This is a genomic window from Pseudomonas sp. GW821-FHT02A08, from assembly GCF_059422045.1.
Window position 1 is genome coordinate 1 of record NZ_JBWKWD010000032.1, and the last position, 25,574, is coordinate 25,574.

At 60.9% G+C, this 25,574-nt stretch carries 24 protein-coding genes; 12 read left to right on the forward strand and 12 right to left on the reverse strand.

Features of this window, described 5'->3' with window-relative positions; all coding sequences use genetic code 11:
* Positions 1 to 138: 138 nt before the first annotated feature.
* Positions 139 to 1,335: a DUF3142 domain-containing protein gene (locus tag AC07W4_RS20700; RefSeq protein WP_495033782.1), complete on the forward strand. Its 1,197-nt coding sequence runs from the start codon at positions 139 to 141 to the stop codon at positions 1,333 to 1,335.
* A complete protein-coding gene (locus AC07W4_RS20705) occupies positions 1,322 to 3,439 on the forward strand; it encodes a hypothetical protein (RefSeq protein ID WP_495033783.1) in 2,118 nt (705 codons plus the stop codon). The genes AC07W4_RS20700 and AC07W4_RS20705 overlap by 14 nt, the downstream gene beginning before the upstream one ends.
* Positions 3,440 to 3,442: 3 nt before the next feature.
* Here AC07W4_RS20705 and AC07W4_RS20710 read toward each other — a convergent pair whose 3' ends face one another.
* Positions 3,443 to 4,072: a LysE family translocator gene (locus AC07W4_RS20710; protein WP_495033784.1), complete on the reverse strand. Its 630-nt coding sequence runs from the start codon at positions 4,070 to 4,072 to the stop codon at positions 3,443 to 3,445.
* A gap of 145 nt (positions 4,073 to 4,217) precedes the next feature.
* Here AC07W4_RS20710 and AC07W4_RS20715 point away from each other — a divergent pair, with 145 nt between their 5' ends.
* Entirely contained in the window at positions 4,218 to 4,691 is a 474-nt protein-coding gene (locus tag AC07W4_RS20715; protein ID WP_495033785.1) for an Lrp/AsnC family transcriptional regulator, read from the forward strand.
* Between the two features lie 111 nt (positions 4,692 to 4,802).
* Here AC07W4_RS20715 and lpdA read toward each other — a convergent pair whose 3' ends face one another.
* A complete protein-coding gene (lpdA, locus tag AC07W4_RS20720; protein ID WP_008045642.1) occupies positions 4,803 to 6,203 on the reverse strand; it encodes a dihydrolipoyl dehydrogenase in 1,401 nt (466 codons plus the stop codon).
* A gap of 214 nt (positions 6,204 to 6,417) precedes the next feature.
* On the opposite strand from lpdA, the gene hflK (AC07W4_RS20725) reads away from it, so the two are divergent.
* The 5 genes from hflK (AC07W4_RS20725) to cfaB all read left to right on the forward strand — a co-directional run bounded on the left by hflK (AC07W4_RS20725) (position 6,418) and on the right by cfaB (position 13,779).
* Positions 6,418 to 8,376, forward strand: coding sequence for a protease modulator HflK (hflK, locus tag AC07W4_RS20725; protein ID WP_495033820.1), 1,959 nt, complete (start codon positions 6,418 to 6,420; stop codon positions 8,374 to 8,376).
* Positions 8,373 to 9,413, forward strand: coding sequence for a protease modulator HflC (gene hflC, locus AC07W4_RS20730; protein WP_495033786.1), 1,041 nt, complete (start codon positions 8,373 to 8,375; stop codon positions 9,411 to 9,413). Before hflK (AC07W4_RS20725) ends, hflC begins: the two co-directional genes overlap by 4 nt.
* Complete coding sequence (gene hflK, locus AC07W4_RS20735; RefSeq protein ID WP_495033787.1) at positions 9,410 to 10,468, forward strand: protease modulator HflK; 1,059 nt, start codon at positions 9,410 to 9,412, stop codon at positions 10,466 to 10,468. Before hflC ends, hflK (AC07W4_RS20735) begins: the two co-directional genes overlap by 4 nt.
* Positions 10,465 to 12,375 carry a cation-translocating P-type ATPase gene (locus tag AC07W4_RS20740; RefSeq protein WP_495033788.1) on the forward strand — a complete coding sequence of 637 codons (1,911 nt, stop codon included), beginning with the start codon at positions 10,465 to 10,467 and terminating at the stop codon, positions 12,373 to 12,375. The genes hflK (AC07W4_RS20735) and AC07W4_RS20740 overlap by 4 nt, the downstream gene beginning before the upstream one ends.
* Positions 12,376 to 12,594: 219 nt before the next feature.
* The gene (gene cfaB / locus AC07W4_RS20745; RefSeq protein ID WP_495033789.1) at positions 12,595 to 13,779 is read left to right on the forward strand and encodes a C17 cyclopropane fatty acid synthase CfaB; all 1,185 of its coding nucleotides are present in this window, start codon (positions 12,595 to 12,597) and stop codon (positions 13,777 to 13,779) included.
* Here cfaB and cls read toward each other — a convergent pair.
* Positions 13,776 to 15,215: a cardiolipin synthase gene (cls, locus tag AC07W4_RS20750; RefSeq protein WP_495033790.1), complete on the reverse strand. Its 1,440-nt coding sequence runs from the start codon at positions 15,213 to 15,215 to the stop codon at positions 13,776 to 13,778. The genes cfaB and cls overlap by 4 nt on opposite strands.
* A gap of 133 nt (positions 15,216 to 15,348) precedes the next feature.
* Here cls and AC07W4_RS20755 point away from each other — a divergent pair, with 133 nt between their 5' ends.
* The gene (locus AC07W4_RS20755) at positions 15,349 to 15,870 is read left to right on the forward strand and encodes a DUF3617 domain-containing protein (protein ID WP_495033791.1); all 522 of its coding nucleotides are present in this window, start codon (positions 15,349 to 15,351) and stop codon (positions 15,868 to 15,870) included.
* A gap of 97 nt (positions 15,871 to 15,967) precedes the next feature.
* Here AC07W4_RS20755 and AC07W4_RS20760 read toward each other — a convergent pair whose 3' ends face one another.
* From AC07W4_RS20760 to AC07W4_RS20790, 7 genes are all read right to left on the reverse strand, one after another.
* A complete protein-coding gene (locus AC07W4_RS20760; RefSeq protein ID WP_495033792.1) occupies positions 15,968 to 16,846 on the reverse strand; it encodes a His/Gly/Thr/Pro-type tRNA ligase C-terminal domain-containing protein in 879 nt (292 codons plus the stop codon).
* A gap of 120 nt (positions 16,847 to 16,966) precedes the next feature.
* Complete coding sequence (locus AC07W4_RS20765; RefSeq protein WP_057712685.1) at positions 16,967 to 17,527, reverse strand: gamma carbonic anhydrase family protein; 561 nt, start codon at positions 17,525 to 17,527, stop codon at positions 16,967 to 16,969.
* Positions 17,524 to 18,399 (reverse strand): metal ABC transporter substrate-binding protein, encoded by an 876-nt coding sequence (locus AC07W4_RS20770; RefSeq protein WP_495033793.1) that lies wholly within the window; start codon positions 18,397 to 18,399, stop codon positions 17,524 to 17,526. Before AC07W4_RS20770 ends, AC07W4_RS20765 begins: the two co-directional genes overlap by 4 nt.
* Positions 18,400 to 18,410: 11 nt before the next feature.
* Positions 18,411 to 19,277 (reverse strand): metal ABC transporter permease, encoded by an 867-nt coding sequence (locus AC07W4_RS20775; protein WP_495033794.1) that lies wholly within the window; start codon positions 19,275 to 19,277, stop codon positions 18,411 to 18,413.
* Positions 19,277 to 19,945 (reverse strand): metal ABC transporter ATP-binding protein, encoded by a 669-nt coding sequence (locus AC07W4_RS20780; protein ID WP_495033795.1) that lies wholly within the window; start codon positions 19,943 to 19,945, stop codon positions 19,277 to 19,279. The genes AC07W4_RS20775 and AC07W4_RS20780 overlap by 1 nt, the downstream gene beginning before the upstream one ends.
* Positions 19,942 to 20,838: a GTP cyclohydrolase FolE2 gene (gene folE2 / locus AC07W4_RS20785; protein ID WP_495033796.1), complete on the reverse strand. Its 897-nt coding sequence runs from the start codon at positions 20,836 to 20,838 to the stop codon at positions 19,942 to 19,944. Before folE2 ends, AC07W4_RS20780 begins: the two co-directional genes overlap by 4 nt.
* Before the next feature lie 145 nt (positions 20,839 to 20,983).
* Complete coding sequence (locus tag AC07W4_RS20790; protein ID WP_008045605.1) at positions 20,984 to 21,361, reverse strand: hypothetical protein; 378 nt, start codon at positions 21,359 to 21,361, stop codon at positions 20,984 to 20,986.
* A gap of 140 nt (positions 21,362 to 21,501) precedes the next feature.
* Between AC07W4_RS20790 and zigA the strand changes: the two genes are divergently transcribed.
* Positions 21,502 to 22,707 (forward strand): zinc metallochaperone GTPase ZigA, encoded by a 1,206-nt coding sequence (gene zigA, locus AC07W4_RS20795; protein WP_495033797.1) that lies wholly within the window; start codon positions 21,502 to 21,504, stop codon positions 22,705 to 22,707.
* Positions 22,708 to 22,722: 15 nt separating this feature from the next.
* Here zigA and AC07W4_RS20800 read toward each other — a convergent pair whose 3' ends face one another.
* Positions 22,723 to 23,079: an NADH:ubiquinone oxidoreductase gene (locus AC07W4_RS20800; protein ID WP_495033798.1), complete on the reverse strand. Its 357-nt coding sequence runs from the start codon at positions 23,077 to 23,079 to the stop codon at positions 22,723 to 22,725.
* 27 nt (positions 23,080 to 23,106) lie between these two features.
* On the opposite strand from AC07W4_RS20800, the gene AC07W4_RS20805 reads away from it, so the two are divergent.
* Positions 23,107 to 24,078, forward strand: a complete 972-nt coding sequence (locus AC07W4_RS20805) for a CobW family GTP-binding protein (protein ID WP_495033799.1) — start codon at positions 23,107 to 23,109, stop codon at positions 24,076 to 24,078.
* Between the two features lie 4 nt (positions 24,079 to 24,082).
* Here AC07W4_RS20805 and AC07W4_RS20810 read toward each other — a convergent pair whose 3' ends face one another.
* Complete coding sequence (locus AC07W4_RS20810) at positions 24,083 to 24,496, reverse strand: DUF3301 domain-containing protein (protein WP_495033800.1); 414 nt, start codon at positions 24,494 to 24,496, stop codon at positions 24,083 to 24,085.
* Between the two features lie 118 nt (positions 24,497 to 24,614).
* On the opposite strand from AC07W4_RS20810, the gene pdxY reads away from it, so the two are divergent.
* Entirely contained in the window at positions 24,615 to 25,487 is an 873-nt protein-coding gene (pdxY, locus tag AC07W4_RS20815; RefSeq protein WP_347909811.1) for a pyridoxal kinase PdxY, read from the forward strand.
* Positions 25,488 to 25,574: the final 87 nt, after the last annotated feature.

Sequence of the window (25,574 nt, forward strand, 5' to 3'; positions counted from 1 at the left end):
CAGAGTTCGCGGTACGTCAGAGAGATCGTGCAAGCCGGATTTACGACTGCTGCGCAGCCGGACGCAGGCTACGCCAGTTGCTACAGGATCGGTATTAGCCGCAGAGGCCCTTTCTGCATTTCAGGAACAGGCGTTTCAATGGTTTTTTTCACTCGCTCGATCGCCTTGCTGCTGGCGCTGGTGCTCACCTCCGGATGCGAAAGGCAGGATGCACCGCCGCTGGATCAGCAACTCTACGTCTGGCAGCGGCAGTGGACGACGGCCCACGAAGCCGCCCTCAAGGACAGCCGTGCCGACTTTTCAACGTTGCGGGTGCTGGCCTTGCAGGCTTTCCCCAACGCTGGCTGGAGTCGGGCGCGGATTGACCCGGCACTGCTCAAGCGTGATGGTCGGCCGGTGATTGCGGTGGTGCGCCTGGACGGGCAGCTCAAGGCACTCGATCAGGATGAGATCACAGCGCAAATCCGGCAGGTGATCAGTGATTGGCAGGGACAGGGATTGAACCTCGCCGGCGTGGAAATCGACCACGACGCCGGTAACGCTCGGCTACCGGCCTACCGCAAGTTTCTCGCGAATTTGCGGGGGGCATTGCCGACGTCGCTGCCGCTGAGCATCACCGCGTTGCCGTCCTGGCTCGACAGTCGCGAACTGCCGGCGCTGTTATCCACAGTCGACAGCAGTGTGTTGCAGGTGCACGCAGTGAGCGATCCGCGTCGTGGTTTGTTCGATGCCGATCAGGCCCGACAATGGGCGAGGGCCTGGAGCCGTATCACGACGAAACCTTTCTATCTGGCGCTGCCGGCCTATGGCGTGGCGTTGCTGCCGTCGGCGGGTGGTGCACCTGTTGTGGAAAGCGAAGTGATGGTGGAGCGTGAAGGACTGCGTCGGGAATTACTTGCCGATCCACAGTCGTTGCGCACCCTCGGTACCGAGCTGCGGGCCGATCCACCGAAACATCTGGCGGGTCTGATCTGGTTTCGCCTGCCATTGGCCAACGACCGTCGGGCCTGGAGCCTGACTACCTTGCGCGCCGTGGCACGTGGCGATGTCCTCGACAGTCAATTGGCGCTGGAACTCTCGGCCGACAATGGCCTCTATGACATCGGTCTCAGCAACCAGGGCAACCTCGACAGCGCCTGGCCCGAACGCCTGACACTCGCGGTCAGCGGCTGTGAAGGGGCCGATGCCTTGGCCGGCTACGCGTTGCAACAGCGTCCGGATCTGCTTACTTTCACCCGCCTGCGCGATGGCCGAATACCGGCCGGCGGACAGCGTGCCATTGGTTGGGCTCGCTGCGCACACATTGATCAAGGAGGTTCGAATGTTCACCCGTAACTGGCCGCGTCATTTGCTTTGCCTGAGCCTCAGTCTGCCGCTGGGTTCGGCGCTGGCCTGCGGCCCGGACTTCCCCATGCGCCTGCTGGATAACCGGGACCAGTCGCTGGCGGAGCTGCCGGAAGGCAACTTCAGCTTCGAAATCAGCCGCCTCGGCCACGCCATCAAAGGCTTGAAGAACGTCACTGCTGGCGCAGACCACAGCGATGAAACTGACGCTGTAGCGCTGCGTGATCAAGCCGAGCAGGCGGGACTTTCCGCTGAGCAACAGGTGTTGGTGAAACACTTGCGCGGCCTGACGGATGCCCGTCAGGTTGAAACCGAAGGGGCGCAACTGCCGCCTGAGCTCAGGTTGTACCTGGCGGGCGCTGTGGCGTTTGCCGCAGGTGATTCTGCCCTTGCCGCCGGCTATTTCAAGAAAGTGCTGGCCCTGCCCGCAGAGCAACGGGCTTCGCGCAGCACTTGGGCGGCTTACTCGCTGGGGCGTGCGTTGTTTGCCATGAGCGTCGAAGCCAATGCGGCTCCTGGTCTGCTCGAACAATCCGCCAAGGCCTTCGAGCAAGCCCGGCAACTGAGCATCGACGGCTTCAGCGATCCACTGGAACTGGGCGTCGCCAGCCTCGGCGAAGAAGCCCGGGTGGTGCGCACCGCCGGCGACTGGAACCGCGCCATCGAGCTGTACGCCACGCAGAATCTGCACGGCTCCGCGGTGGGCTACACATCGCTGAAACTGTTGATGGCGGACTTGATGAAGCTGCCGGAGGATCAAGTGGTCGAGTTGTTCAAGGGCCAGCCCGTGCAGCAATTGGTGACTGCATCGCTGATCAGCCGATTGGGTTGGTCATTCGGCGATCAACCGCCCAGCGAACAAAAAATGATCAAACTGCTGCAAAACAGCACTCGCGGCAGTCTAGAAAACGCCGACCGCCTGGCGGCGATGAATTATCAACAGGGTGATTACGCCAGCGCCAAGGCTTTCCTCGAACATGCTGGCGATGGCGGGTTGGCCTGGTGGCTGCGGGCGAAACTGGCGGTGCGCGAGGGCGATAAGAGCGCGGCTGCCGCAGCTTATGCCAAAGCAGCCCAGGCTTTTCCGCAGAATGAATCATGGGGCGAGCGACGGACCCCGGACTACGATTACGAAACGCTTCAGCCCAAATGTCGGGTCGAGGGTGAAAGCGCGATCCTGGCCTTGCAACGCGGGGATTACCTGCAAGCCTTCGATCAGCTGTATCGCAGCCAAAGCATTTACTGGTTCGACGCCGCCACCGTTGCCGAGCGCGTGTTGACCCTCGAAGAACTCAAGCACTATGTCGACACTCAAGTGCCGGCACCGCCGCCGCTCAGCCAGCAGGACCGCGACAACTACGTGCCCTTGCCGGTGGCGGCAAGTCTGCGCAATCTGCTTGGGCGGCGCTTGTTGCGCGAGGGGCATTACGAGGAGGCGCCGGCGTACTTTGATAATGACGGCTTGCGGCACAAAGCCAGGCTGTATGGCGAGCAACGCCTGGCGGCTGATTCAGCCTGGTGGCCGACCCGTCGCGCCGCTGCGCTGTTCAATGCGGCCTGGACGGCCCGCGAGTGGGGCATGGACATTCTGGGCTACGAAATGGCGCCGGATTACGCCACGTTCGGCGGTAACTACATGCTTGAAAGCGCCGATCTGAAGGTAGGTCCATTGGTGGCCGAGGACGAAGTGAAGCGTCAGCAGGCCAGCGCTGCCCAGCCTGATCAGCGTTACCACTATCGCTTCGTGGCCACGGCGCTGGCGAGCAAGGCGGCAGATAACTTGCCTCACACCAGTCAGGCGTTCGCGGCGGTACTGTGCGAGGCGTCTGGGTGGAACAGCAGTCTCGAGGAGCAAAGTGCGATTTATCAGCGTTATGTCAAAGAAGGGCCTTACGTGGAATGGGCCGCCGACTTTGGCCACCAGTGCCCGTATCCCGACTTCGAGAACGCCGACAAACGCTATGTGACCCAGGCCACCGACGCTGCGCGTTCGGCCTTGCGGCCGTACAAGACACCCTTACAGATCGGTAGCGTAGTGGTGTTCGCGGCAGCCGCGCTTTTGATGTTCAAGCGTCGCCGCCGCAAGGCGCAGTGAGGTTCAAGCCTGTTGCACAAAGGTCAGCCGCACGGCGAAACCGATCAACAGGCTGGCGAACAACCATTGTTGCAGGCGCTGGGCTGAGGGGCTGCGTTGCAGCCAACGGCCCAGTGCCGCGCCGACCAGGGCGTAAGCGCTGTCGAACAGCAAACCGACGCCGACCAGCACCACGCCCAAGGTCGCAAATTGCCCGAGCACCGGCCCGGCCTGTGGGTCGATGAATTGCGGCAGCAGCACCGAGCAGAACAACAGTGCCTTGGGGTTGAGCAGGTTGGTCAGCAGCCCGCGTCGGATGGCTGCGCCCCAACGTGGTTTTTCGCCGGTTGCGTCGGCGCTGGTGAGGCTCGGCAGCATCGTGGTTCGCAGGCACTGAATGCCGATCCACAGCAGATACGCGGCGCCGGCCAGGCGCACCATGTCGAAGGTCCAGGGCGCGGCCTTGAACAGTGCCGCCAGCCCCAGCGCTGCCAATGCCACATGGCAACCACGGGCGATGCCCAGGCCCACGGCCGTGGCCAGCGCGGCGCCTTTGCCCTGGCGGGCGCCGGTCTGCAACAGCAGGATCATGTCGGGCCCTGGCAACAGGTAGACCACTGCCAGTGCCATGAAAAACAGCCAGAGAGCTTGCATGTCGCACCCCGTTCGTTGTCGATTTGGTCGTGCCAGTCTAGGGCTGAAGGGCGGGGCAGGTGCTTGCGTTGTCAGCTTCTCTCGGGTCATCTATTGGCATAATCTGCCACTTATTCAAGCTTGAACCATCAGGATCTGCCAAACCATGAAACTCGACGCTTACGACCGCAAGATTCTCGCCGCACTGCAACGGGATGGCCGCCTGAGCAATGTGCAACTGGCAGACGAGATCGGCCTGTCGGCATCGCCTTGCTTGCGCCGGGTGCGGATGCTGGAAGAGGCGGGGGTGATTCGCGGTTACCAGGCCAATCTGGACCGCGACGAAGTGGGGTTGGGGCTGACGGTGTTTGTCGGGGTCAAGGTCGAGCGCCATAACGATGAACAAGCCGAAGCCTTTCGCCTGGCGGTAACGGCATTGCCCGAGGTAATTTCGGCGTTTCTGGTGTCAGGAGAGTCGGATTTTCTGTTGCAGGTGGTGGTACCGGACTTGCGTGCCTATGACCGCTTTCTCACCGGGTGTTTGCTTAAACTGCCGGGTGTGAGCGACATCCGCAGCAACTTTGCGATTCATACGGTGAAGGCCCCGGGGTCGTTACCGCTGGAGCATTTGCCGCTCTAAACCGAGTCGCCTGATTCGCGAGCAAGCCCGCTCCCACAGGTACAGCGCAATCCATGTGGGAGCGGGCTTGCTCGCGAAGGCGATAAATCAGTCACTGCAACTCTTCTAGTCTTACATCTGCGTCGCCATCCCCTCCACATTCATCGCCGCCTGACGCAAGGCCTCGGAGCGGGTCGGGTGTGGGTGGCAGGTCAGGGCGATGTCTTCGGCCGAGGCGCTGAACTCCATGGCCACGCAATATTCGCCAATCATTTCACTGACGCTCGGGCCGACCAGATGCACGCCCAGGACTTCGTCCGTGTGCTCATCGGCCAGCACTTTGGCGAAGCCTTCGGTTTCGTGGTTGATCTTCGCCCGGCTGTTGGCGGTGAAGGGAAACTTGCCGACCTTGTACGCCCGGCCTTGCGCCTTGAGTTGCTCTTCGGTCTTGCCGACGCTGGCCAGTTCCGGTTTGGTGTAGACCACACTGGGGATCAGGTTGTAATTGACCTCGCCCGCCTTGCCGACGATCTGCTCGACGCAGGCCATGGCTTCGTCTTCGGCCTTGTGGGCGAGCATGGGACCCGAGGTCACGTCACCAATCACCCAGACCCCGGCGGCTTCGGTGCGATGCCCTTTGTTGGCGAGCATGCCGCGCTTGTCCGTGGCGAGGCCGACGTTCTCCAGGCCCAGGCCCTGTGTATAAGGTCGGCGCCCGATGGCCACCAATACGTAATCCGCTTCCAGCAACTCGGCTGCACCGCCAGCGGCAGGCTCGATGCTGAGCTGCACGCCGTTGGCGGAGGTGGTGGCGCTGGTCACTTTCGAACTCAACTTGAAACTCAAGCCTTGTTTGCTGAGGGAACGTTGCAGGGTTTTGCCGGCCTCGATGTCCACGCCGGGGCAGATCCGGTCGAGGAATTCGACCACCGTCACTTGTGCCCCCAGGCGTCGCCAGACCGAACCCAGCTCCAGTCCGATCACGCCAGCGCCGATCACCACCAGATGCTTGGGCACTTCGGTCAGTGCCAGAGCGCCTGTGGAATCGAGGATGCGTTTGTTATCGATGTCCACGCCGGGCAGAGGCGTGGGCTCGGAACCGGTGGCGATGATGATGTCCTTGGCGCTCAGTACGGTCTTGCCACCGGCGTTATCGGTCACCGTGACTTTGCCCGGCCCGTCGATGTGGCCCCAGCCTCTGATCCAGTCGACCTTGTTCTTGCGGAACAGAAACTCGATGCCCTTGGTCAGCCCGGTAACGCTTTCATTCTTTTGCTTCATCATCTGGGCGAGGTTGAGGCTGGGTTTGACGTCGATCCCCAGGTTGGCGAATTCCGCACCCATGGCCGCGTCGTACAGTTCTGAGGCATGCAGCAACGCCTTGGATGGCATGCAGCCGACGTTCAGGCAGGTGCCGCCGAGTGTGGCGCGTCCTTCCACGCAGGCTGCTTTCAGACCCAGTTGTCCGGCGCGGATCGCCGCGTTGTAACCACCGGGGCCACCGCCAAGTATCACGACGTCATAAGTGCTCATGGATGTACTCCTGGATCGAAAGGGGTAGGGATGGGTAAAAGTAGTTCCTGGATAAAATTACGATCGTAATATGTGCGTTCTGCCGTATTTCGGTCAAGGCTTCAGGTACGCGACAGGTTGGGCATCTTTAGATGGCGCGCTTGAATACGGAAATTTCACCATTTTCGTTATATCGTAACGAATTGCCATGTTAGCGAAGACACTCTGGGGTGGTATGCAAGTCGATCTCGATGTTGATGAAGCGCCGTTAGCCGGGTTGCCGCGCTTTCAGCAGGCGGTCATACAATGGCGACGGTTACGCCAGTTCGCCATCGGTGCGGGCATGCTCGCGACGGTAGGTGTGCTGCTGGCATCTTTTGCCTGGCTGTTTTCTTCGCAAACACTGTGGCCAGCGTTGCTGCTGAACCTGAGCGCGGCGTCTGTGGTGTTGATGGCGGGTGCGCAATCGGCCTGGTGGGTGGCCCAGTGGCGTGCCCGCGGAATGAATCCCGTGGTGCCGGAGGGCGTTGTCGACGAATCTGTCGCGCCTTCGGGGTGGTATGAACGCTTGCTGGACCGGATCAGCCGACAATCGCAGCATCTGCTCAGGCAAATAGGCGCGCCGACGCTGTGGCTGGGCGGTTGGGCCGTGTTGGCGCTGGTGGGCGTCGAACAGGCCTGGAACCTCACGTTGCCTCCGGCTGCGTTGGGCCTGGCAGCCACTGTCGGGGCGGCGTGCTCCTTGCTTTTGGCATTCGGCCTGTTGGTGATGGAGCGCCATCTGGCCCAGGAAAACCCCGCGCAATGGCCTGAAGCTGCCGCGTTGGCGCAATTGACGCGTGTGGCAATCATCAGCCTGGTGCTCGGTGCCTTTTGTCTGTTGTTTGCCGATGAAACGTCGATATGGCCCGTACGCCTGGCTGTGTTGATCGGACTGCTGCCGGGGTTGGTGGCAGCAGAACTGTTGCTGCGCGCGGTGTTGTCATTGTTCAGCCCGCGCCGCGAACGCCTGGAACCGGAGCTGCTGGCGCGCAGTTTTGTCGCCGACATGCTGCGCTGGCCACCACAGCCATTGCTGGCGTTGCAGCACGAATTGCATAACCGCTTCGGCATCGATCTGCGGCAGATTTGGGCCTTCACTTACATGCGTCGGGCGTTCCTGCCAGTGCTGGCGGTGGTGTCGCTCGTTGGCTGGTCGCTGACCGGCATTCACGAAATCGCCCTGCAAGGGCGTGGCATCTACGAGCGATTCGGCAAGCCGGTGGAGGTGTTCGGCCCAGGTTTGCATATGGGTTTGCCTTGGCCATTGGGCCGGGTGTTGAGCGTCGAGAATGGCGTGGTTCACGAGTTGGCCACCAGTGTTGGAGAAACCTCGCCCCCCGCTCAGGCCGACCTCGCCGAAGGCCCGGCCCCGGCGATTGCCAATCGCCTGTGGGACGCTAGCCATGTGAACGACAAATCCCAGGTGATCGCCAGCAGCCGAGCCGACAAGCAGAGCTTTCAGATCGTCAACATGGACGTGCGCTTCGTCTATCGCATCGGTCTGAGCGATGAGGCAGCGCTGGCCGCGACCTATAACAGCACCGATGTGCCGATGTTGATTCGCAGCACCGCCAGCCGAATCCTGGTTCACGACTTCGCCTCGCGCACCCTCGACGGTTTGCTTGGCGAGGACAGGGTAGGGCTGGCCGAAGAGATCGGCCGCGCCGTCCAGGCGGACCTGCAAAAACTCGACAGCGGCGTGGAAATTCTCGCCACGGTGGTCGAGGCGATTCACCCTCCGGCCGGTGCAGCCAATGCCTATCACGGCGTGCAAGCGGCGCAGATTGGTGTGCAAGCCTTGATCGCCCGAGAACGCGGCGCCGCTGCCGAGGCTACCAACCAGGCGCAGTTGCAGGCCAGCATCTCCCGCGATCAGGCGACGGCCAGCGCCCGTGAAATCAACGCTGGTGCGCAAGCTGCGGACCTGAAATTCAACGCCGAACAGAAAGCCTATGCCAGTGCTGGCCAAGCCTTCGTACTGGAGCAGTATTTCAATCAGTTGTCCCAGGGTTTGGCCAACGCCAGATTGCTGGTGATCGATCATCGTCTGGGCGGCAGCAGCAATGCGCCGACCATCGACCTCCGTACGTTCACGCTGCCGGTTGACTCTGCGTCGTCGAGTAAAACCGCTCAGCCAGGAGCTGCCAATTGAGCCAGTCCCATACCCACGATCACGATGACCACGTCGGCCACGATCACGGCCATGGCGGGCATCACCACCACGGTCATCACCATCATCACGGCGATCCGCAACAGGCCGGTCCATTCCCATGGCGCCGCATGGGTTGGGCTGCATTGCTGGTGGCGTTTGCGGTGGCCGCCGCAAGCCTGGTGCAGGTACGCTCGGGGGAAGCCACGGTAATCACGCGCTTCGGAAATCCATCCCGAGTCTTGCTGGAACCGGGGCTGGGTTGGCGCTGGCCGGCACCGTTCGAGGCGGCGATCCCGGTGGATCTGCGACTGCGCACCACGTCCAGCGGTTTGCAAGATGTCGGCACCCGGGACGGTTTGCGCATCATCGTTCAGGCCTATGTAGCGTGGCAGGTGCAGGGCGATCCGGACAATGTGCAACGTTTCATGCGCGCGGTGCAGAACCAGCCCGATGAAGCCGCGCGGCAGATTCGCACTTTTGTCGGCTCTGCACTGGAAACCACCGCCAGTAGTTTTGATCTGGCGAACCTGGTCAATACCGATGCCAGCCAGGTGCGCATTACCGATTTCGAAGCCCAACTGCGCAAGCAAATCGATCAGCAACTGCTCACCACTTATGGCGTGCGTGTGTTGCAGGTCGGCATCGAACGATTGACGCTGCCTTCGGTGACACTCACCGCGACGGTCGACCGGATGCGCGCCGAGCGTGAAACCATCGCCACTGAGCGCACAGCTATCGGCAAGCGTGAAGCCGCACAAATTCGTTCCGCTGCCGAGCGCGATGCGCGAATTGTGCAGGCCGATGCCACAGTGAAAGCGGCAGATATCGAAGCGCAATCGCGGGTGGAAGCCGCGCAGATTTACGGTCGCGCCTACGCAGAATCGCCGCAACTCTACAACCTGCTGCGCTCGCTCGACACATTGGGCACGGTGGTAACGCCCGGGACCAAGCTGATTCTGCGCACCGATGCCGCACCGTTCCGAGTGTTGGTTGACGGTCCGCCGAGCCTCGACAACAAGTCCGGATCGCAGCCATGAATTTGGTTCCACGTGGAACAAATGAGTTGAGCAGCCCCTGGATTCAGGCCGGGCGCTTGGCGTTTCTCGCCCTGTACGCGGTGACGGTGTTGGCGGCATTGGCGTGGGCGTTTTCCAATGTGCGGCAGATCGATCCACAAAATCGTGCGGTGGTTTTGCATTTCGGTGCGCTGGATCGCATTCAGAATGCCGGGCTGTTGTTGGCCTGGCCGCAACCGTTTGAGCAGGTGATTTTGTTGCCGGCGGCGGATCGGGTGATCGAGCGTCGAGTGGATAGTCTGTTGCGCAGTGGTGCCGCGATCCAGGCAGATCGCGTGGCCAGCTTTGCTACGCCAATCAGTGATGCATTGGCAGGCTCAGGTTATCTGCTGACCGGTGATGCCGGAGTGGTGCAACTGGATGTCCGGGTCTTCTATAAAGTCACCGAACCTTATGCGTTCGTGCTTCAAGGCGAACACGTGTTGCCCGCACTGGATCGGTTAGTCACCCGCAGCGCTGTGGCGCTCACCGCTGCACGGGATCTGGACACGATTCTGGTCGCCCGGCCAGAGCTGATCGGCGCTGACAGTCAGGCGGCGGAACGACGCGAGCGCTTGCGAGGCGACCTGGTGCAGGGCATCAACCAGCGTCTTGCCGAACTCACGGCGACGGGGCAGGGATTGGGGATCGAGGTGGCGCGGGTCGATGTGCAATCGAGTCTGCCAAGCCCGGCAGTGAATGCCTTCAATGCGGTTCTGACAGCCAGTCAGCAGGCCGACAAAGCCGTGGCCAATGCGCGTACCGAAGCCGAAAAGCTGACGCAGACCGCCAACGAGCAAGCCGACAGAACACTGCAAGTTGCCCATGCCCAGGCCAGCGAACGACTGGCCAAAGCATCCACCGACACGGCCACGGTGTTGAGCCTGGCCAAGGCGCAACAACAGGGCACTGAGCCGCAAATGCTGCTGCGCATCTATCGCGAGCGGATGCCGAAAATTCTCGGACAAGCCGGTTCGGTCACCACGGTCGACCCCAAAGACGATTCCCGCCTGATCATTCAGGGAGCTGCACAATGACCGCTCAAACCGCTGTCGCACCGAGCCTGTTGTCTTCGGCCGAACAGCGCCGCGCCGCGCGCCAGTTGACCCTGGCCATGCTCGCGTTGGGCCTTCTCGCGCTGGGCCTGATCTGGCGTTGGCTGGCACCGGAGCAGACTGGCGTCAGTCAGTTGCTGCTGGGTTTTTCCTCGCTGCTGGTCGCCGTGCCGGTCATGCGCTCGGCCTGGTACAGCCTGCGTTATCCAAGTCTGCACGGCATCACCGATCAATTGATCGCCCTGGCCATGCTGGGTGCCTGGGCCACCGGGGATCTGCTGACGGCGGCCCTGTTGCCGATCATCATGATCTTCGGCCACGTACTGGAAGAGCGTAGCGTGATCGGTTCCCAGGAGGCGATTCATGCCCTCGGCAAACTGACCCGCAGCCACGCGCGTAAAATTCAGGCGGACGGCTCCATCATCGAAGTCGACAACGGCACGCTCAAGGCGGGCGACCTGGTCGAGGTCCGCGCCGGGGACCGGGTGCCGGCGGATGGTCGGGTGTTGTCCGGTCAGGCCAGTCTGGACACTGCCTCCATTACCGGCGAATCGGTACCGATGGAGGTAGGCGCCGGCATGTCGGTGTTCGGCGGGGCGATCAACCTCGATGGTCTGCTGCGAATCGAAGTGACCCGCACCGGCCACGAATCGACCCTCGGCAAAGTCATCGCCCTGATGCAAAACGCCGAGCGCTCGAAACCACCGATCACGCGTCTGCTGGAACGTTACGCCGGCAGCTACATGGTGCTGGTGTTGTTGCTGGCCGCCGTGACCTGGTTCATCACCAACAACGCTCAAGCGATGCTCGCGGTGTTGGTGGCGGCCTGTCCTTGTGCGTTGGTGTTGTCGGCACCGGCGACGGCTATTGCCGGGGTGGCGGTAGCGGCACGCCACGGGATTCTGATCCGCAGTTCTGCGTTCCTTGAGGAGTTGGCGGACCTGACTTCATTGGTGGTCGACAAGACCGGGACGCTGACCTTCGGCACCTTGCGCCTGCAATCCATCGACAGTCCGCTGGAGGATCACAGTCATGTCCTCAAGCTCGCCGCCAGCCTCGGCTCGGCCAGCAGTCACCCGGTCAGCCGTGCGCTCGCGGGGTTGGTGACCCAGGAGCATTTCCTGTTGCTCTCTGACATTCACGAACGCCAGGGCCTGGGCGTGGTGGCAATGACCGGGCAGGGCGAAGCGGCGCTCGGCCGGCCGGAGTTGTTTACGCAGCTCGGCATCAGCACAACGGCGGTTCCCGATCATGACGGTCCGATTGCCGGGCTGGCGCTCAATGGTGAATTCCTCGCCTGGCTGTTATTGGCCGACAGCGTCAAACCCGAGGCGCAGTTTGCCCTGAGTGAGTTGCGCGACCTCGGATTGGGTCGCCAGTTGTTGCTCACCGGTGACCGTCACAGCGTCGCGCAGACGTTAGCCCGGGATGTCGGGATCAGTGACGTCGAAGCGCAAGCCTTGCCCGAAGACAAACTCAACCGCGTGCTCAAGGAAATCGACAGCGGCTTCCGGCCGATGGTGGTCGGCGATGGCATCAACGACTCCTTGGCCCTCAAAGCTGGGGTGGTGGGGGTAGCGATGGGCGCGGGCGGTGCGGACATCGCCCTGGCATCGGCGGACATCGTGCTGATCGGCAGTGACCTGCGCCGCCTCGGCACCTGTGTGCGCCTGAGCCGTCAGTGCCGCCAGACGTTGCAGGTTAATGTGATCATCGGACTGGGCTGGACCCTGGCGATCGTGGCCTTCGCCGCGTTCGGTTGGCTTGGCGCTGCCGGGGCGATGATTGCAGCGTTGCTACATAACCTCAGCACCTTGCTGGTGTTGGGCAATGCCGGTCGTTTGCTGCGGTTCCAGGACCCGCTGTTCAAGTTCAAGGACGAAACCTGAAGGCGAATGCTCTAAACCGGGTAATCACGGGGCTAAAACTTTTTTAGAACTGTGCGCCCGGTTCGTAGTCATTGGAGATGAGGGCACATCATTTTGAGCGTTCGCGGTGGCAGATGTAGGCGTCGCGAATCATTGAAAACGGCTATTAATTCGATAGCCAGCTATTTTTCAAAGATGGTCTACCCTCTGTTCAGACGTCTGAAACAAGGGGAATTCTCCATGCTCGCGCAACTTCCACCGGCCTTACAGAATCTGCAATTACCGCTTCGCCTGAGACTCTGGGACGGCCATGAACTCAATCTGGGACCGGCGCCCAGCGTCACGATTGTGGTCAAGGACCCACAAATGGTCACCCAGTTTACCCATCCAAGCCTGGACGCCCTCGGTGCTGCTTTTGTCGAAGGCAAGCTGGAACTCGAAGGCTCCATCAGCGAGGTGATCCGCGTCTGCGATGAATGGAGCCAGGCGTTGCTGGACGAAGACGATGACAATCTGCCTGTGCGCAGCGTTCACGACAAAGAGACAGACGCCAAGGCGATTTCCTACCACTACGACCTTTCCAACGCGTTCTATCAACTGTGGCTCGACAGCGACATGGCGTATTCCTGCGCCTACTTCGAGACCGGCAGTGAAAGCCTCGAGCAGGCCCAGCAAGCCAAGTTCCGTCATTTGTGCCGCAAGCTGCGCCTGCAGCCTGGTGAGTATCTGCTGGATGTGGGTTGCGGGTGGGGCGGATTGGCGCGTTTTGCGGCGCGAGAATTTGGCGCGAGAGTGTTCGGTATCACCCTCAGCAAGGAGCAGTTGGCCCTGGCCCGGGAACGCGTGAAAGCGGAGGGCCTGGAGGACCTGGTCGAACTGCAACTGCTCGACTATCGCGATCTGCCCCAGGATGGCCGTTTCGACAAAGTGGTCAGCGTCGGCATGTTCGAACACGTTGGTCATGCCAATCTGGCCGAGTACTGCAATACCTTGTTCGGCGCGGTCAAAGAAGGCGGCCTGGTGATGAACCACGGGATCACCGCCAAATACACTGATGGCCGTCCGGTAGGACGTGGTGCCGGAGATTTCATCGGGAAATATGTGTTCCCCAATGGCGAGCTGCCGCACCTGTCGATGATCTCTGCCGAGATCAGTGAGGCGGGGCTTGAAATCGTCGACGTCGAGAGTTTGCGCCTGCACTACGCTCGTACGCTCGATCACTGGAGCGAACGCCTGGAAGACAACCTCGAAGCGGCGTCCAGGCTGGTACCGGAACAAGTCCTGCGCATCTGGCGGCTGTACCTGGCCGGTTGCGCCTATGCGTTTGCCCGGGGCTGGATCAACCTGCACCAGATTCTCGCGGTTAAGGCCCACGCCGATGGCAGTCATGAACTGCCATGGACCCGTGACGATATCTACCTCTAGAGAATCGGTGAAATAAGCCGGGCGACCCGCATGCCGACCTGCTGCAGGCGGTGGGTCTCCCGGCCTTCTTCTTTGGCGACTTCGTGGGCGTTGGCGAAGTCGTCGTTGAGCATCTGTTCCACCTCGGCGGCAAAGGCGCTGTCGACGGTCAGCAACATCACTTCGAAATTCAGCCGGAACGAACGGTTGTCCAGGTTGGCGCTGCCGATGGCGCTGATTTCGCTGTCGATCAACACCACTTTCTGGTGCAGGAATCCGGGCTCGTAACGGAATACCCGCACACCGGCGCGCACGGCTTCGAAAGCGTAGAGGCTGGAGGCGGCGTAGACGATTCTATGGTCGGGCCGAGACGGCAACAGCAGGCGTACATCCACACCCCGCAGTACCGCCAGGCGCAACGCCGCGAACACGGCTTCATCGGGGATGAAGTACGGGCTGGTGATCCAGACCCGATCCGTCGCTGCATGGATCGCTTCGACAAAGAACAGAGAACAGGTTTCGCAGGCGTCTGCCGGGCCGCTGGCGAGCAACTGGCACAGCACGCCGTCTTCCGGATAAACCTCAGGCAGGATCAGCGGCGGCAGGGCGCGCGCCACCCAGAACCAGTCTTCGGCGAAAGACTCCTGCATGCACGCCACCACTGGCCCGCGCACTTGCACGTGGGTATCGCGCCAGGGGGCCAGGGGCGGTTTCTCGCCCATGTATTCGTCGCCGACGTTGTGCCCGCCAACGAAGCCGAGAATGCCGTCCACCACCACTATTTTGCGATGGTTGCGAAAGTTCACCTGAAAGCGATTGAACCAGCCACTACGAGGGCCAAAAGCCTTCACCTCGACCCCGCCATCACGCAAGGCCTGCACGTAACCCTGGGGCAGGGAGTGGCTGCCGACTCGGTCATACAGCAGGTAGATCGCCACGCCTTCGGCGGCTTTCTTCAATAGCAAAGTTTGCAGGCGTTGGCCGAGACGGTCGTCGTGGACGATGAAAAACTGGATCAGCACGGCTTCCCTGGCCTGGCTGATGGCATCGAAAATGGCGTCGAATGTCGACTGGCCGTTGATCAACAACCGCGTCTGGTTATTGGCCAGGCACGGCATGTGTCCGAGCCTGGGCATCGCTCTGAGTGAGGCGTAGGCAGAAGAAGCGCGGGCGGTGAGGGCTTCTTCTACCCAGGGCCGCCAGTTCAGTTCGGAAACGGCCTTGCGCATCTCCTCGTTGGCCTGCCGGCGGGCCTTGATGTAGCCATCAAAGGTGCTGCGGCCGAACATCAGGTACGGGATCAGCGTGAGGTAAGGGATGAAAAACAGCGACAGGGCCCAGGCGATCGAGCCTTGGGCGGTACGGACGGTCAACACGGCGTGTACGGCCGCGATCATGCCCAGCGAGTGCAGCAGGGCGATGGTATAACCGAAAATATGCGGTCCGAAATAATCCATGGGGGGCTGCCTTGCTCCTGAAGATTCAGTGCTTAACAGACCATGTTCCGTGCAGAATGTCGCTAATTAATTGGCCCATGAACCGAAGCCCGCGGCTGACGTCTAACGGCCACTACTGATCAGGAGTTACTCGATGAACGTTCGTCTGCTGGGTTTGGCCATGGCACTGGGTTTGGCACTTCCTGTGGCGGCTCACGCGCAAATGCTGCAACCAGGATTGTGGGAGCTGACCACGAGCAACATGAAGGTCGATGAGCAGAACATGCCGGACCTGCAATTGATCCTCGGCCAGATCCAGAACCAGATGACCCCTGAGCAGCGTGCACAGCTGGAAAAGCAGGGCATCACCATGGGCGGCAAAGGGATCCGGGCGTGCCTGACCCCGGAACAGGTCAAGACCGACAACATTCCGCTGACGGATCCGCAATCGGGCTGCAAACAGGAAATCACCGACCGCTCCGGCAATCAGTGGAAATTCCGTTTCAGCTGCCCGAGAGCCCAGGGTGCCGGTGTGGCGACGTTCCTCAGTGATCGCGAATTCACCACCAAGGTCAACGGGACGTTCAACGCCACCGGCATTCAGCAGAAGGGCAGCCTCGAATCCCGCGCCGTCTGGTTGGGGCAGGATTGCGGCGCGGTGAAGCCAAGAGCTTAAGAGCTTCGCGAGCAAGCCCGCTCCCACACTGGATCTGTGTCGTTCACAAATCCAGTGTGGGAGCGGGCTTGCTCGCGAAGGCGTCCATCCAGCCTCCCTAGATCCCCGGCCGGCTCAACCACTCACATGCGGCCTCGACAGCCATCCGGCCAAAATCCTCCCCCGTGCGACTGCGCAGACTGACAAACCCCCCGGCCTGTTCTTTTTCGCCAACCACCACCAGGTACGGCACGGTTTGGCTGTGCTGGCGAATCTTGTAGTGGACTTTTTCGTTTCGCAGGTCGGCCTTGGCACGCACGCCTTTTTGGCGCAAGAATTCGGTCACCGCCTGTGCATAAGTCACCTGGCGGTCATCCATGCTCACGACGACCACGTGGGGTGGAACGCGCCAGTGTTGCAGTTCCTGATGGCTGGACCAGCAGGTGCCGTAGATCCGTTGCTGTAACGTGCCGCTGATGTGATCCAGGACAAACGCCTGCAAGACCTTGGTGGTGGGGACGTGTGGTCCATGGCTCTGGTACTCGGTGTCCCCCAGACGGTACAGCGGTACGGCTTCGCGCGCCGGCCGACGACGGATCGAGTGATTGGTCGCTGCCAGTGACTGCATGCGCGCTTCGATGAGGGGCAGGTCTGCCGGGGTCAGCGGTTGCTCGACCGCAAACTCGTAAAAGAAACCGTCACCCAATTCCTTTCCCGCGCGCAATTGCGCATGAGGGTGGAGTTGCTTGACCGCCATGGCCAGCATCAATGCACAGGAGCGACGCAGGATCTCCAGGCCGTCCGGCTCCCGTGGGGTGACAATGCTGACCCGGGCGTCCGCTTCGATCAGGTATTCACAGTCCACCAGTACACCATTGACCCTTCCTGCTACGGCCGCGCTGGCCAGCTCGGGGCCGATGCTGGCGGCCACCTCATGCACGGACAGTGGCTGGTCGTATTCACGCAATGAACCATCGGGCAGGGTGATCTGGATCATGGTCGGCGTACTCACGTGCTTCTAATGAGCGTTATCGCATAAACCGTAGGAGCAAACATTAAGACGTTTGTCGTGCCAGGCAATTTGTCCTGACACGATGGCTGTTTTTGGCCACCCGCGTCAGAACTCGTTTTGCAGGGCTTTGTAGCCGCGCACCAGGTCGACGTTGGTGCGCGCCACGTCTTCGGAAAACTCCGAAGCACTGACGCTCACCGGTGGGTATTGCGAGAGGTCGGTGTTGGGGCCGATCCGCGTGGTGGACGGCACGTAGAAAGCTTCAGGCAGGTCACGACCATCGACCACCGAGTTATGGCGCACCACGCAACCGTCACCGACCACGCAGTTGAACAGCACGCTGTTGAAGCCGATGAATACTCGATTGCCCACGGTGCAGGGGCCATGCACGATCGAGCGGTGGGCGATGGAACTGAACTCGCCGATGGTCACCGCCGCACCGGATTTGGAGTGGATCACCACGCCGTCCTGGATGTTCGAGTTGGCACCGATGGTGATCGGCTGCATGTCGCCCGAGTCATCGACTTCGTCAGCGCGGATCACGGCATATGGGCCGACGAACACGTTCTCGCCGATCACCACTTTGCCGCAGATGATCGCCGTCTTGTCGACGTAGGCCGACTCGGCAATCAGCGGTAAATCTCCGGAAGGGTTCTTGCGGATCATGGCTTGCTCAATGCGTTGTACAGGATGTTGAGGTTGTGCTCGAACAACCCGGTGAAGGTGCTGGCCGGACCGCTCGCCGCCAGGGCATCGGAGTACAGCGTGCCGCCGATCTGCGCGCCGCTTTCATCCGCAATCTGCTTGAGCAGGCGCGCGTCCTTGATGTTTTCCATGAATACCGCCTTGACCTTGGCCTGACGAATCTGGGTGATCAGTGCGGCCACTTCGGCCGCCGAAGGTTCGCGCTCGGTGGACAGGCCTTGAGGCGCCATGAACTCAATGCCGTAGGCCTGGCCGAGATAACCGAAGGCGTCGTGGGACGTCACGATCTTGCGGTTGCCCGGTGGCAGTGAGCCGAGTTTGGCCTTGGCTTCGGCGAGCAGGGCGTAGACCTGTTTCAGGTACACCTGGCTGTTGCGCTCATAGTCGGCGGTATTCGCCGGGTCGGCGGCGATCAGCGCCTTGGTGATGTTGGCGATGTACAACTCGGTGTTCGCCAGGTTATGCCAGGCATGCGGGTCGGGAACGGATTCGCCGTCTTCATCCAGGCTACGCGGGATGACGCCGTGGCTCGCGCTGATGACCGGCGCCCGGGTCTCGGTACTCGTCACCAGGCGATCCAGCCAGGGCTCGAAACCCAGGCCGTTTTTGATGATGAGTCTGGCATTGAGCAGCGCTTTGGCGTTGTCCGGTGTCGGCTCGTAGGTGTGGGCATCCGCGTCCGGGCCGACCATATTGGTGATCTGGATATGCTCCTTGCCGACCTGGCGGGTCATGTCGGCAAGGATGCTGAAGCTGGTGACCACCTGGAGTTTTTCGGCGGCAGACAGCGACATCGACACCATCAAGCTGAACAGCACGAGTAAAGCGCGCATCGGGCAACACCTCATTGGGATGTGAGCAAAGGCGGGCGGCGCAGCAAGCCGTGCACCGGCCCGAACACCACGGACAACAGATACCCGGTGCCGGCCACCAGTACGATTGCCGGACCACTGGGCAGCGAGTAATAGAACGAGATCAATAAACCGAGCCACACCGAGAGACTGCCGAGCAAGGCGGCGACGACGATCAGTACCGGCAAGCGGCGACTCCAGAAACGCGCCGCGGCGGCAGGCAACATCATCAACCCGACCACCATCAACGCGCCGATCGCCTGGAAACCGATGACCAGATTCAACACCACCAGCGTCAGGAACACGCCGTGGGCCAGTGGACCAAGTCGGCTGACGGTTTGCAGAAAAAGCGGGTCGAGGGTGTCGAGCAGCAGTGGTTTGTAGATCAATGCCATGGCAATCAGGCTCAGGCCCGAGACCCAAAGCATGCCGGTCAAGGTCGAGCCGTCGACCGCCAGCGCCGAGCCAAACAACAGGTGCAACAGGTCCAGGCGTTTGCCGGCGATGCCGAGAATCAGCACGCCGCCGGCCAGGGAAATCGGGTAGATCGCCGCGAGACTGGCGTCCTCTCGCAGGCCGGTGCGCCGCGTAATCCAGGCCGCGAGGCCGGCCATGCTCAAGCCGGCGCCGAGACCGCCGATGGTCAAGGCCGGGAGGCTCATCCCGGCAAACCAGAAACCCAGGGCCGCACCGGGAAGGATGCCGTGGGCGACGGCATCGCCGATCAGGCTCATACGCCGGAGGATCAGAAACACCCCAAGGGGCGCCGTACTGCACGCCAGGAGCAAACCACCGAGCAGCGCCCGACGCATGAACACGAACTCGTGGAACGGTTGCCAAAGATGCGCGGCAGCGATCATCAGGCCACCTGCGCATGTGGTGGTTGGCGGATCAGTTCGGTGCTCGGGCCGAATGTGCATCCACTGCTTTTGATCAGCAAGGTGTGTGGGATGTGCGCGCGGACGGCAGCGAGGTCATGGCACACAACCACCAGTGTCCGGCCTTCGAGGTGCCAATCGTGTATGTGCTTCCAGAGCAATGCCTGGCCGAGTTCATCAAGGGCCGCATGGGGTTCATCGAGCAACAGCAGGGGCGCGTCAGTCAGGCTCAATCGGGCAAGCAGGGCGCGTTGCAACTCGCCGCCGGAGAGGGCCATCAAGGGGCGATTTTCCAGGCCGTTCAGGCGCCAGTTCTCGAGGACGGTTTTCAGTCGTTGGCTACGGATCTGTGGTGACTGTTTGTTGCCCCAGAAACCGGCGGCGACCAATGCCTGAAGGCTGATCGGAAATTGCCTGTCCAGGTGTTGTTGCTGGGGCTGGAACGACACACCGCCCTTGAGTGGAACACTCAGTCGAACCTTTCCGGCCAACGGTTTTTGCAATCCGGCGATGACCTTCAACAGGCTGCTTTTCCCGGAGCCGTTCGCACCGATGATGGCGGTCAGGCTGCCCTTCGAGAGCTCGAAGTCCAGCGCGGGTGTGAGTGGCTGCCCCGGCGCGCCCCAACGTAAAGCGTGGCAAGCAATCATGCGAACTCCCAGTTGAAACGGCTTTCGGCGACGGCGTCATGGGCGTGCAGGCTTTCGGCATGGGTGACACGAATGTGGAAGGCATTGATGCCTGTGGAGCGCTTCAGGGCCAGATTCAAACGGCGTGCGGCGTCCTCGCAGAACATCAGGTTCTGACCATTGGCCAGGGCGAAGGCCTGTTCGTCGGCGCGTTTTACCGCTGTTTGAACGGCGGTGCCGAGTGCGGCTTCGGCGTCGTTGATGACGGCGATCAGAGGTAACTCGTCCAAAAAATCAGCCAGACGCACGCGCAACTTTGCGCTGCTGCGTTGGCTGTGAGGTGTGGCGACTATGCCGTTCGTGGAGCCGAGCCACGCTAAAACGTCGGCGTGTTGCAGTGCCTTGTTCGCGAAATCATCGACGAACTGCTGCTGAATCAACTGTCGAGATAGGGCCGCGGAACATGGACAGGTTGAGGAATAAGGCACATCGATTTTTAGTTCCACGTGGAACATTGCGTTTTTCAGTTGCGCTTCGATGGTGACTGGATAGCTTTTCCAGCCAGCCAATGGACTGATCAGCGCCGGCCTTTTCAGCAACAAATCGGCGTGAATGGTTAGGTGTGCGCTGCTGGATAGTCCTTCATGACTCTCAAGAAAACGCTGCAAAACCCGCCGCAATAAAGCCGGTGAGAGATTTTCCTGCGCCAGCAATTCAAGCGCCAGATAGAGCCGTGACATGTGAATGCCGCGCGCATTGCCATCGTCGAGGCTCACGCCTGCATCGGCCTTTGCATTCAGCCGTTGGCCATCAAACAAAACGGGAAGAGCAATGCCGCACATGCCCACCCACTCCAGTGGCAGGGCTTGGCGTGAGGCCTGCGCGGCGATATCCGGCAGAGTCAGCGCATTCATGAGCAGGTCCATCGTGGGAGTTGATCTGCAATGTTATAGTATAACAGTATAGTCGGCGATGCCTTTTTCATGAGCGGATTTTCATCATGCGCAACCACCGCATGCTCAGCCTGCTTTCATGCCTTCAACAGAAAAACAAAGAGGCTTAACAGCCAGCGATCCGGCTACAGGTGAACCTGGCGCTGCTGCCACCAGAGCTGGAAAACCGGTTGATCGTGGTCCAGCCGACGCGCTGGTTGTAGCCGACCCAGGCCTCGCCATCGGAAGCGATACCGGTGAAAAACGTCAGCTGGCCGTAGCGGCTGTTGGTCTGCGCCCAATAGCGTTTACCGGCCGTTTCGAAACCCCGCAGGTAGATCGTGTTTCCGGCGGTGTTGACGCTGTAGGCATTGCCATCGGCATCCACGCAGGCCAGCAGGTTGGCGCTGCGGGTGCACTTGGCCAGGCTCGGGACCTGGGCCGTCGCGTCGGCAGCCACCAGCAGGGAAAGCATGATCAGTGCAGATTTCAGGACGTTGCGCATGGGGCTTCTCACGAAAGGAACGCGTTCAGCATCCTGTCCTTTGCCCTGCTGGGCAAGAGGGGTGGTGCATTGGTGTTGTTACAGTATAACATTGTGTAAGCCCGACACAGCGACCGGGCATCCCTGTGAGGAATATGCAGATGTCCAACCGACTTCCCGTGACCGTTCTCTCCGGCTTTCTAGGTGCCGGAAAAAGTACACTACTTAATTACATACTACGTAATCGCGATGGTTTACGAGTAGCCGTCATCGTCAACGATATGAGCGAAATCAACGTCGATGGCACCGAAGTCCAGCGCGATGTCAGCCTTAATCGCGCTGAAGAACGGTTGGTGGAGATGAGTAACGGGTGTATTTGCTGTACGTTACGTGAAGATTTGCTGGAGGAGGTGAGTCAGCTCGCCAGAGAGGGTCGCTTCGACTATCTGCTGATCGAGTCCACCGGTATTTCCGAACCGCTGCCTGTGGCGGAAACCTTCACCTTCCGCGATGAAAACGGCCAGAGCCTCAGCGACATCGCACGTCTCGACACCATGGTCACGGTGGTCGATGGCATGAACTTCCTGCTCGATTATCAGGCCGCCGAAAGCCTGGCTTCCCGAGGAGAAACGCTTGGGGAAGAGGACGAGCGTTCGATTACCGATCTGTTGATTGAACAGGTGGAGTTCGCCGATGTGATTTTGCTCAGCAAGATCGATTTGATCAGCAGCCACGAACGCGAGGAGCTGATCGCCATACTTGAACGGCTCAACGCCCGGGCGGAAATCATTCCGATGGCGATGGGCGAAATCCCCTTGAACAAGATTCTCGACACCGGTCGTTTTGACTTCGAAAAGGCTGCCCAGGCACCAGGATGGTTGCAGGAGTTGCGCGGCGAACACGTGCCGGAAACCGAAGAATACGGCATTGCTTCCAGTGCTTACCGGGCTCGCCGGCCGTTCCATCCACAGCGTTTCTTCAACTTCATCGACGGTCCTTGGGACAACGGCAAGCTGCTGCGCTCCAAGGGCTTTTTCTGGCTGGCAAGCAAGCACATGGATGCCGGCAGTTGGTCCCAGGCCGGTGGTTTGATGCGCTATGGCTTTGCCGGACGCTGGTGGCGTTTCGTACCGAAAAACCAATGGCCGCAGGACGAAGAAAGTACCGTCGGGATCATGAAAAACTGGACCGCCGATAGCGGGGACTGTCGTCAGGAACTGGTATTCATCGGCCAGAACATCGACTTCACGCAACTCACGGCCGAACTGGACGCATGCCTGCTGACCGATGAGGAAATGGCGCTGGGCGTAGAGGGCTGGCGTTTGCTGCCTGATCCATTCGGCCCTTGGTATGAAGAGGCTGCCTGATCCACTAATGACGTTTCAAGGCTTGAACCAGGTGCCCTGGCTCTGGGCCTCGCAGTACGGCTGCAAATACGCCGCGTCGGTGGCAACGCCGTAATAGTGAATATCCTGTCGGTAGGGCATATTGGCGACTTGGGCGTTGCTGCAGATACCGAATGCGCCGCTGGGGCATTGATCGACGTACTGCACATCGACTTTCTGCCCCGCCAGGCTTGATTGGCAGAAACCATCGGCGAAGAGTTTTGGCGGGATGTTGCGGTTCTGCTGGCAAACCTGGACATCAAGTCGCTCGGCCTGGCTGTGAACCACGCAGGCCTGGGCCAGCGCCTCGCCTGAAACGAGTGCCAGGAGCAACGACAAGCCAATCAACCGCATCCATCACCTCCTCAGAAATCATCGACCATGCTGCAGAATATCCCCACTCATGTCATTGCCGGTCCGTTGGGCGCCGGCAAGACCAGCCTGATCAAGCACCTGTTGGCCCAGCGCCCGGCAGGCGAGCGGTGGGCGGTGTTGATCAACGAGTTTGGCCAGATCGGTCTCGATGCTGCGCTACTGACCCGGGACGCCGATGGTATCGCACTGGGTGAAGTGGCCGGGGGCTGCCTTTGTTGCGTCAACGGTGCGCCGTTTCAGATTGGTCTTGGGCGCTTGTTGCGCAAGGCGCAACCGGATCGACTGTTCATCGAACCCTCAGGGCTGGGGCATCCGGCGCAGTTGCTCAGGCAATTGAGCGAAGCGCCGTGGCAAGGCGTGTTGGCTGTCCAGCCTTGTGTGCTGGTGTTGGATGCCCAGTCGCTCGCCGCTGGCAAACCGTTGCCGGATGTTCAGCAGCAAGCGCTGGGCCATGCGGGATTGCTGCTGTTGAACAAGTCTGAAGGTCTCGAAGAAGGCAGTCGCCAGAGAATCGCCGGGCAATTGCCGCCGCTTCCCCTGTGCTGGACGCAACAGGCGGCTTTACCCTTGAGCGAGCTGCCGGGGCTGAATGCCAAAGCGCGGGCGGGTGTGGATAACTTCGTCGTGCCCAAGGGATTAGCGCAGTTACCGGCGGTCTGGAGCGATCCTGCGTTGCCCATTTGCTTGAGTCAGGAACAGGACGGAGGCTGGAGCATCGGATGGCGTTGGCACCCAGGCCAGGTATTTGATGCCGCGCTGGTAGGCCGGTGGCTTGAAAGCCTTGCCTGGAGGCGGGCGAAGCTGGTTATCCACAGCGTCCACGGATGGGTCTCGGCGAATGCGGTGGATAACTCGGCGCTGGACTGGCAGCCCAGTGAATGGCGGCAGGATTCGCGTATCGAGCTGATTTTCAGTGAGCCGCAGAATACAGACCGGTTGCAGAGGGAGCTGGCAGCGTGCCGATCCGGATCGGGTTAACGGCTCAAGGCCGCCACTTGGTATGGTCCTGACGCCACTGGCTCAGTTCGATCACTTCCGCGCGAGGTTTCGCCACTTCGACCACCGGTTCGGTTTCGTCGAACGGGACCGGGTAGGGCGCCAGTTCAATCTGTGCGCTGTGAGCGCCGAACTGGGTGATGGTGCCGTTGTGGCGGCTTTCGCCGGTCACGGTGAATTCGAAGTTATACACACGGGCCAGGCGTCGCCGACCACTGGCATCCCTGATGAACGCGATTCTTTTCAAGGCCACGTTGCCGTCGAGCAATTCGATCCCGAGTTTGCCGCAATGCTGCTTGACCCGCTCCAGCGCCCGCTCGCGCAAGCCGTGGTTGTGCCATAGCCATGCGCCGGCAGTGGCGAACAGCATCAGCACGAATATATTTCCAAGGGTCAGCATCACAGGGTGCTCCAACAAGATAGTGTCAGCTTAACTGCGTCGCTGGTCTGTCGTACAGGCTGCGTTTAGTCGCATACTGCGCGGCTAGAATTTCAATCGTTTTACGGAAATCCACCGCATGAAACGTACTCCGCATTTGCTCGCTATCCAGTCCCACGTGGTATTCGGTCACGCCGGCAACAGTGCCGCAGTTTTCCCGATGCAGCGGGTCGGGGTGAATGTCTGGCCGCTCAACACTGTGCAGTTCTCCAATCACACCCAGTACGGTCAGTGGGCCGGTGAAGTACTGGCGCCGCACCAGATCCCCGACCTGGTCGAAGGCATTGCGGCGATTGGCGAGCTGGGCAACTGCGATGCGGTGCTCTCCGGTTACCTCGGCAGTGCGGCCCAGGGCCGGGCAATCCTGACGGGGGTGGCGCGGATCAAGTCGATGAACCCCAAGGCACTGTACCTGTGTGACCCGGTCATGGGGCATCCGGAGAAGGGTTGCAGTGTTCCGGCGGAGGTCAGTGATTTTCTGTTGGAGGAGGCCGCCGCCGTGGCGGATTTCATGTGCCCGAACCAGTTGGAGCTGGACAGCTTCTCCGGGCGCAAGCCGCAATCGCTGTTCGATTGCCTGGCCATGGCGCGTGCATTACTGGTTCGCGGGCCGAAAGCAGTGTTGGTCAAGCATCTGGACTATCCCGGTAAATCGGCAGAGGTCTTCGAGATGCTGCTGGTGACGGCCGAAGGCAGCTGGCATTTGCAGCGCCCGTTGCTGGCGTTCCCGCGTCAGCCAGTGGGCGTGGGCGATCTGACGTCCGGCCTGTTCCTGGCGCGTGTGCTGTTGGGCGACAGCCTGGTGGCTGCCTTCGAGTTCACGGCGTCGGCGGTGCATGAAGTGCTGCTCGAAACCCAGGCCTGTGCCAGCTACGAGTTGGAACTGGTACGGGCCCAGGACCGGATTGCCCATCCGCGGGTGCGATTCGAGGCGACCCCGATCAGCCTTTGATTTTGCGTTGATCCCATTCGCGAGCAAGCCCGCTCCCACATTTGATCTTTGGCGTCGCATAGATCCAGTGTGGGAGCGGGCTTGCTC

What these genes read in the sequence shown, in the direction of transcription:
- pdxY (WP_347909811.1), top strand. Translation starts at nt 24,615, where the DNA reads ATGAAACGTACTCCGCATTTGCTCGCTATCCAGTCCCACGTGGTATTC.
- AC07W4_RS20700 (WP_495033782.1), top strand. Translation starts at nt 139, where the DNA reads ATGGTTTTTTTCACTCGCTCGATCGCCTTGCTGCTGGCGCTGGTGCTC.
- AC07W4_RS20760 (WP_495033792.1), bottom strand. Translation starts at nt 16,846, where the DNA reads ATGATCCAGATCACCCTGCCCGATGGTTCATTGCGTGAATACGACCAG.
- hflK (WP_495033787.1), top strand. Translation starts at nt 9,410, where the DNA reads ATGAATTTGGTTCCACGTGGAACAAATGAGTTGAGCAGCCCCTGGATT.
- AC07W4_RS20790 (WP_008045605.1), bottom strand. Translation starts at nt 21,361, where the DNA reads ATGCGCAACGTCCTGAAATCTGCACTGATCATGCTTTCCCTGCTGGTG.
- AC07W4_RS20715 (WP_495033785.1), top strand. Translation starts at nt 4,218, where the DNA reads ATGAAACTCGACGCTTACGACCGCAAGATTCTCGCCGCACTGCAACGG.
- zigA (WP_495033797.1), top strand. Translation starts at nt 21,502, where the DNA reads ATGTCCAACCGACTTCCCGTGACCGTTCTCTCCGGCTTTCTAGGTGCC.
- cls (WP_495033790.1), bottom strand. Translation starts at nt 15,215, where the DNA reads ATGGATTATTTCGGACCGCATATTTTCGGTTATACCATCGCCCTGCTG.
- hflK (WP_495033820.1), top strand. Translation starts at nt 6,418, where the DNA reads ATGCAAGTCGATCTCGATGTTGATGAAGCGCCGTTAGCCGGGTTGCCG.
- AC07W4_RS20710 (WP_495033784.1), bottom strand. Translation starts at nt 4,072, where the DNA reads ATGCAAGCTCTCTGGCTGTTTTTCATGGCACTGGCAGTGGTCTACCTG.
- AC07W4_RS20775 (WP_495033794.1), bottom strand. Translation starts at nt 19,277, where the DNA reads ATGATCGCTGCCGCGCATCTTTGGCAACCGTTCCACGAGTTCGTGTTC.
- cfaB (WP_495033789.1), top strand. Translation starts at nt 12,595, where the DNA reads ATGCTCGCGCAACTTCCACCGGCCTTACAGAATCTGCAATTACCGCTT.
- AC07W4_RS20740 (WP_495033788.1), top strand. Translation starts at nt 10,465, where the DNA reads ATGACCGCTCAAACCGCTGTCGCACCGAGCCTGTTGTCTTCGGCCGAA.
- folE2 (WP_495033796.1), bottom strand. Translation starts at nt 20,838, where the DNA reads ATGAATGCGCTGACTCTGCCGGATATCGCCGCGCAGGCCTCACGCCAA.
- lpdA (WP_008045642.1), bottom strand. Translation starts at nt 6,203, where the DNA reads ATGAGCACTTATGACGTCGTGATACTTGGCGGTGGCCCCGGTGGTTAC.
- AC07W4_RS20765 (WP_057712685.1), bottom strand. Translation starts at nt 17,527, where the DNA reads ATGATCCGCAAGAACCCTTCCGGAGATTTACCGCTGATTGCCGAGTCG.
- AC07W4_RS20705 (WP_495033783.1), top strand. Translation starts at nt 1,322, where the DNA reads ATGTTCACCCGTAACTGGCCGCGTCATTTGCTTTGCCTGAGCCTCAGT.
- AC07W4_RS20800 (WP_495033798.1), bottom strand. Translation starts at nt 23,079, where the DNA reads ATGCGGTTGATTGGCTTGTCGTTGCTCCTGGCACTCGTTTCAGGCGAG.
- AC07W4_RS20755 (WP_495033791.1), top strand. Translation starts at nt 15,349, where the DNA reads ATGAACGTTCGTCTGCTGGGTTTGGCCATGGCACTGGGTTTGGCACTT.
- AC07W4_RS20805 (WP_495033799.1), top strand. Translation starts at nt 23,107, where the DNA reads ATGCTGCAGAATATCCCCACTCATGTCATTGCCGGTCCGTTGGGCGCC.
- AC07W4_RS20770 (WP_495033793.1), bottom strand. Translation starts at nt 18,399, where the DNA reads ATGCGCGCTTTACTCGTGCTGTTCAGCTTGATGGTGTCGATGTCGCTG.
- AC07W4_RS20810 (WP_495033800.1), bottom strand. Translation starts at nt 24,496, where the DNA reads ATGCTGACCCTTGGAAATATATTCGTGCTGATGCTGTTCGCCACTGCC.
- AC07W4_RS20780 (WP_495033795.1), bottom strand. Translation starts at nt 19,945, where the DNA reads ATGATTGCTTGCCACGCTTTACGTTGGGGCGCGCCGGGGCAGCCACTC.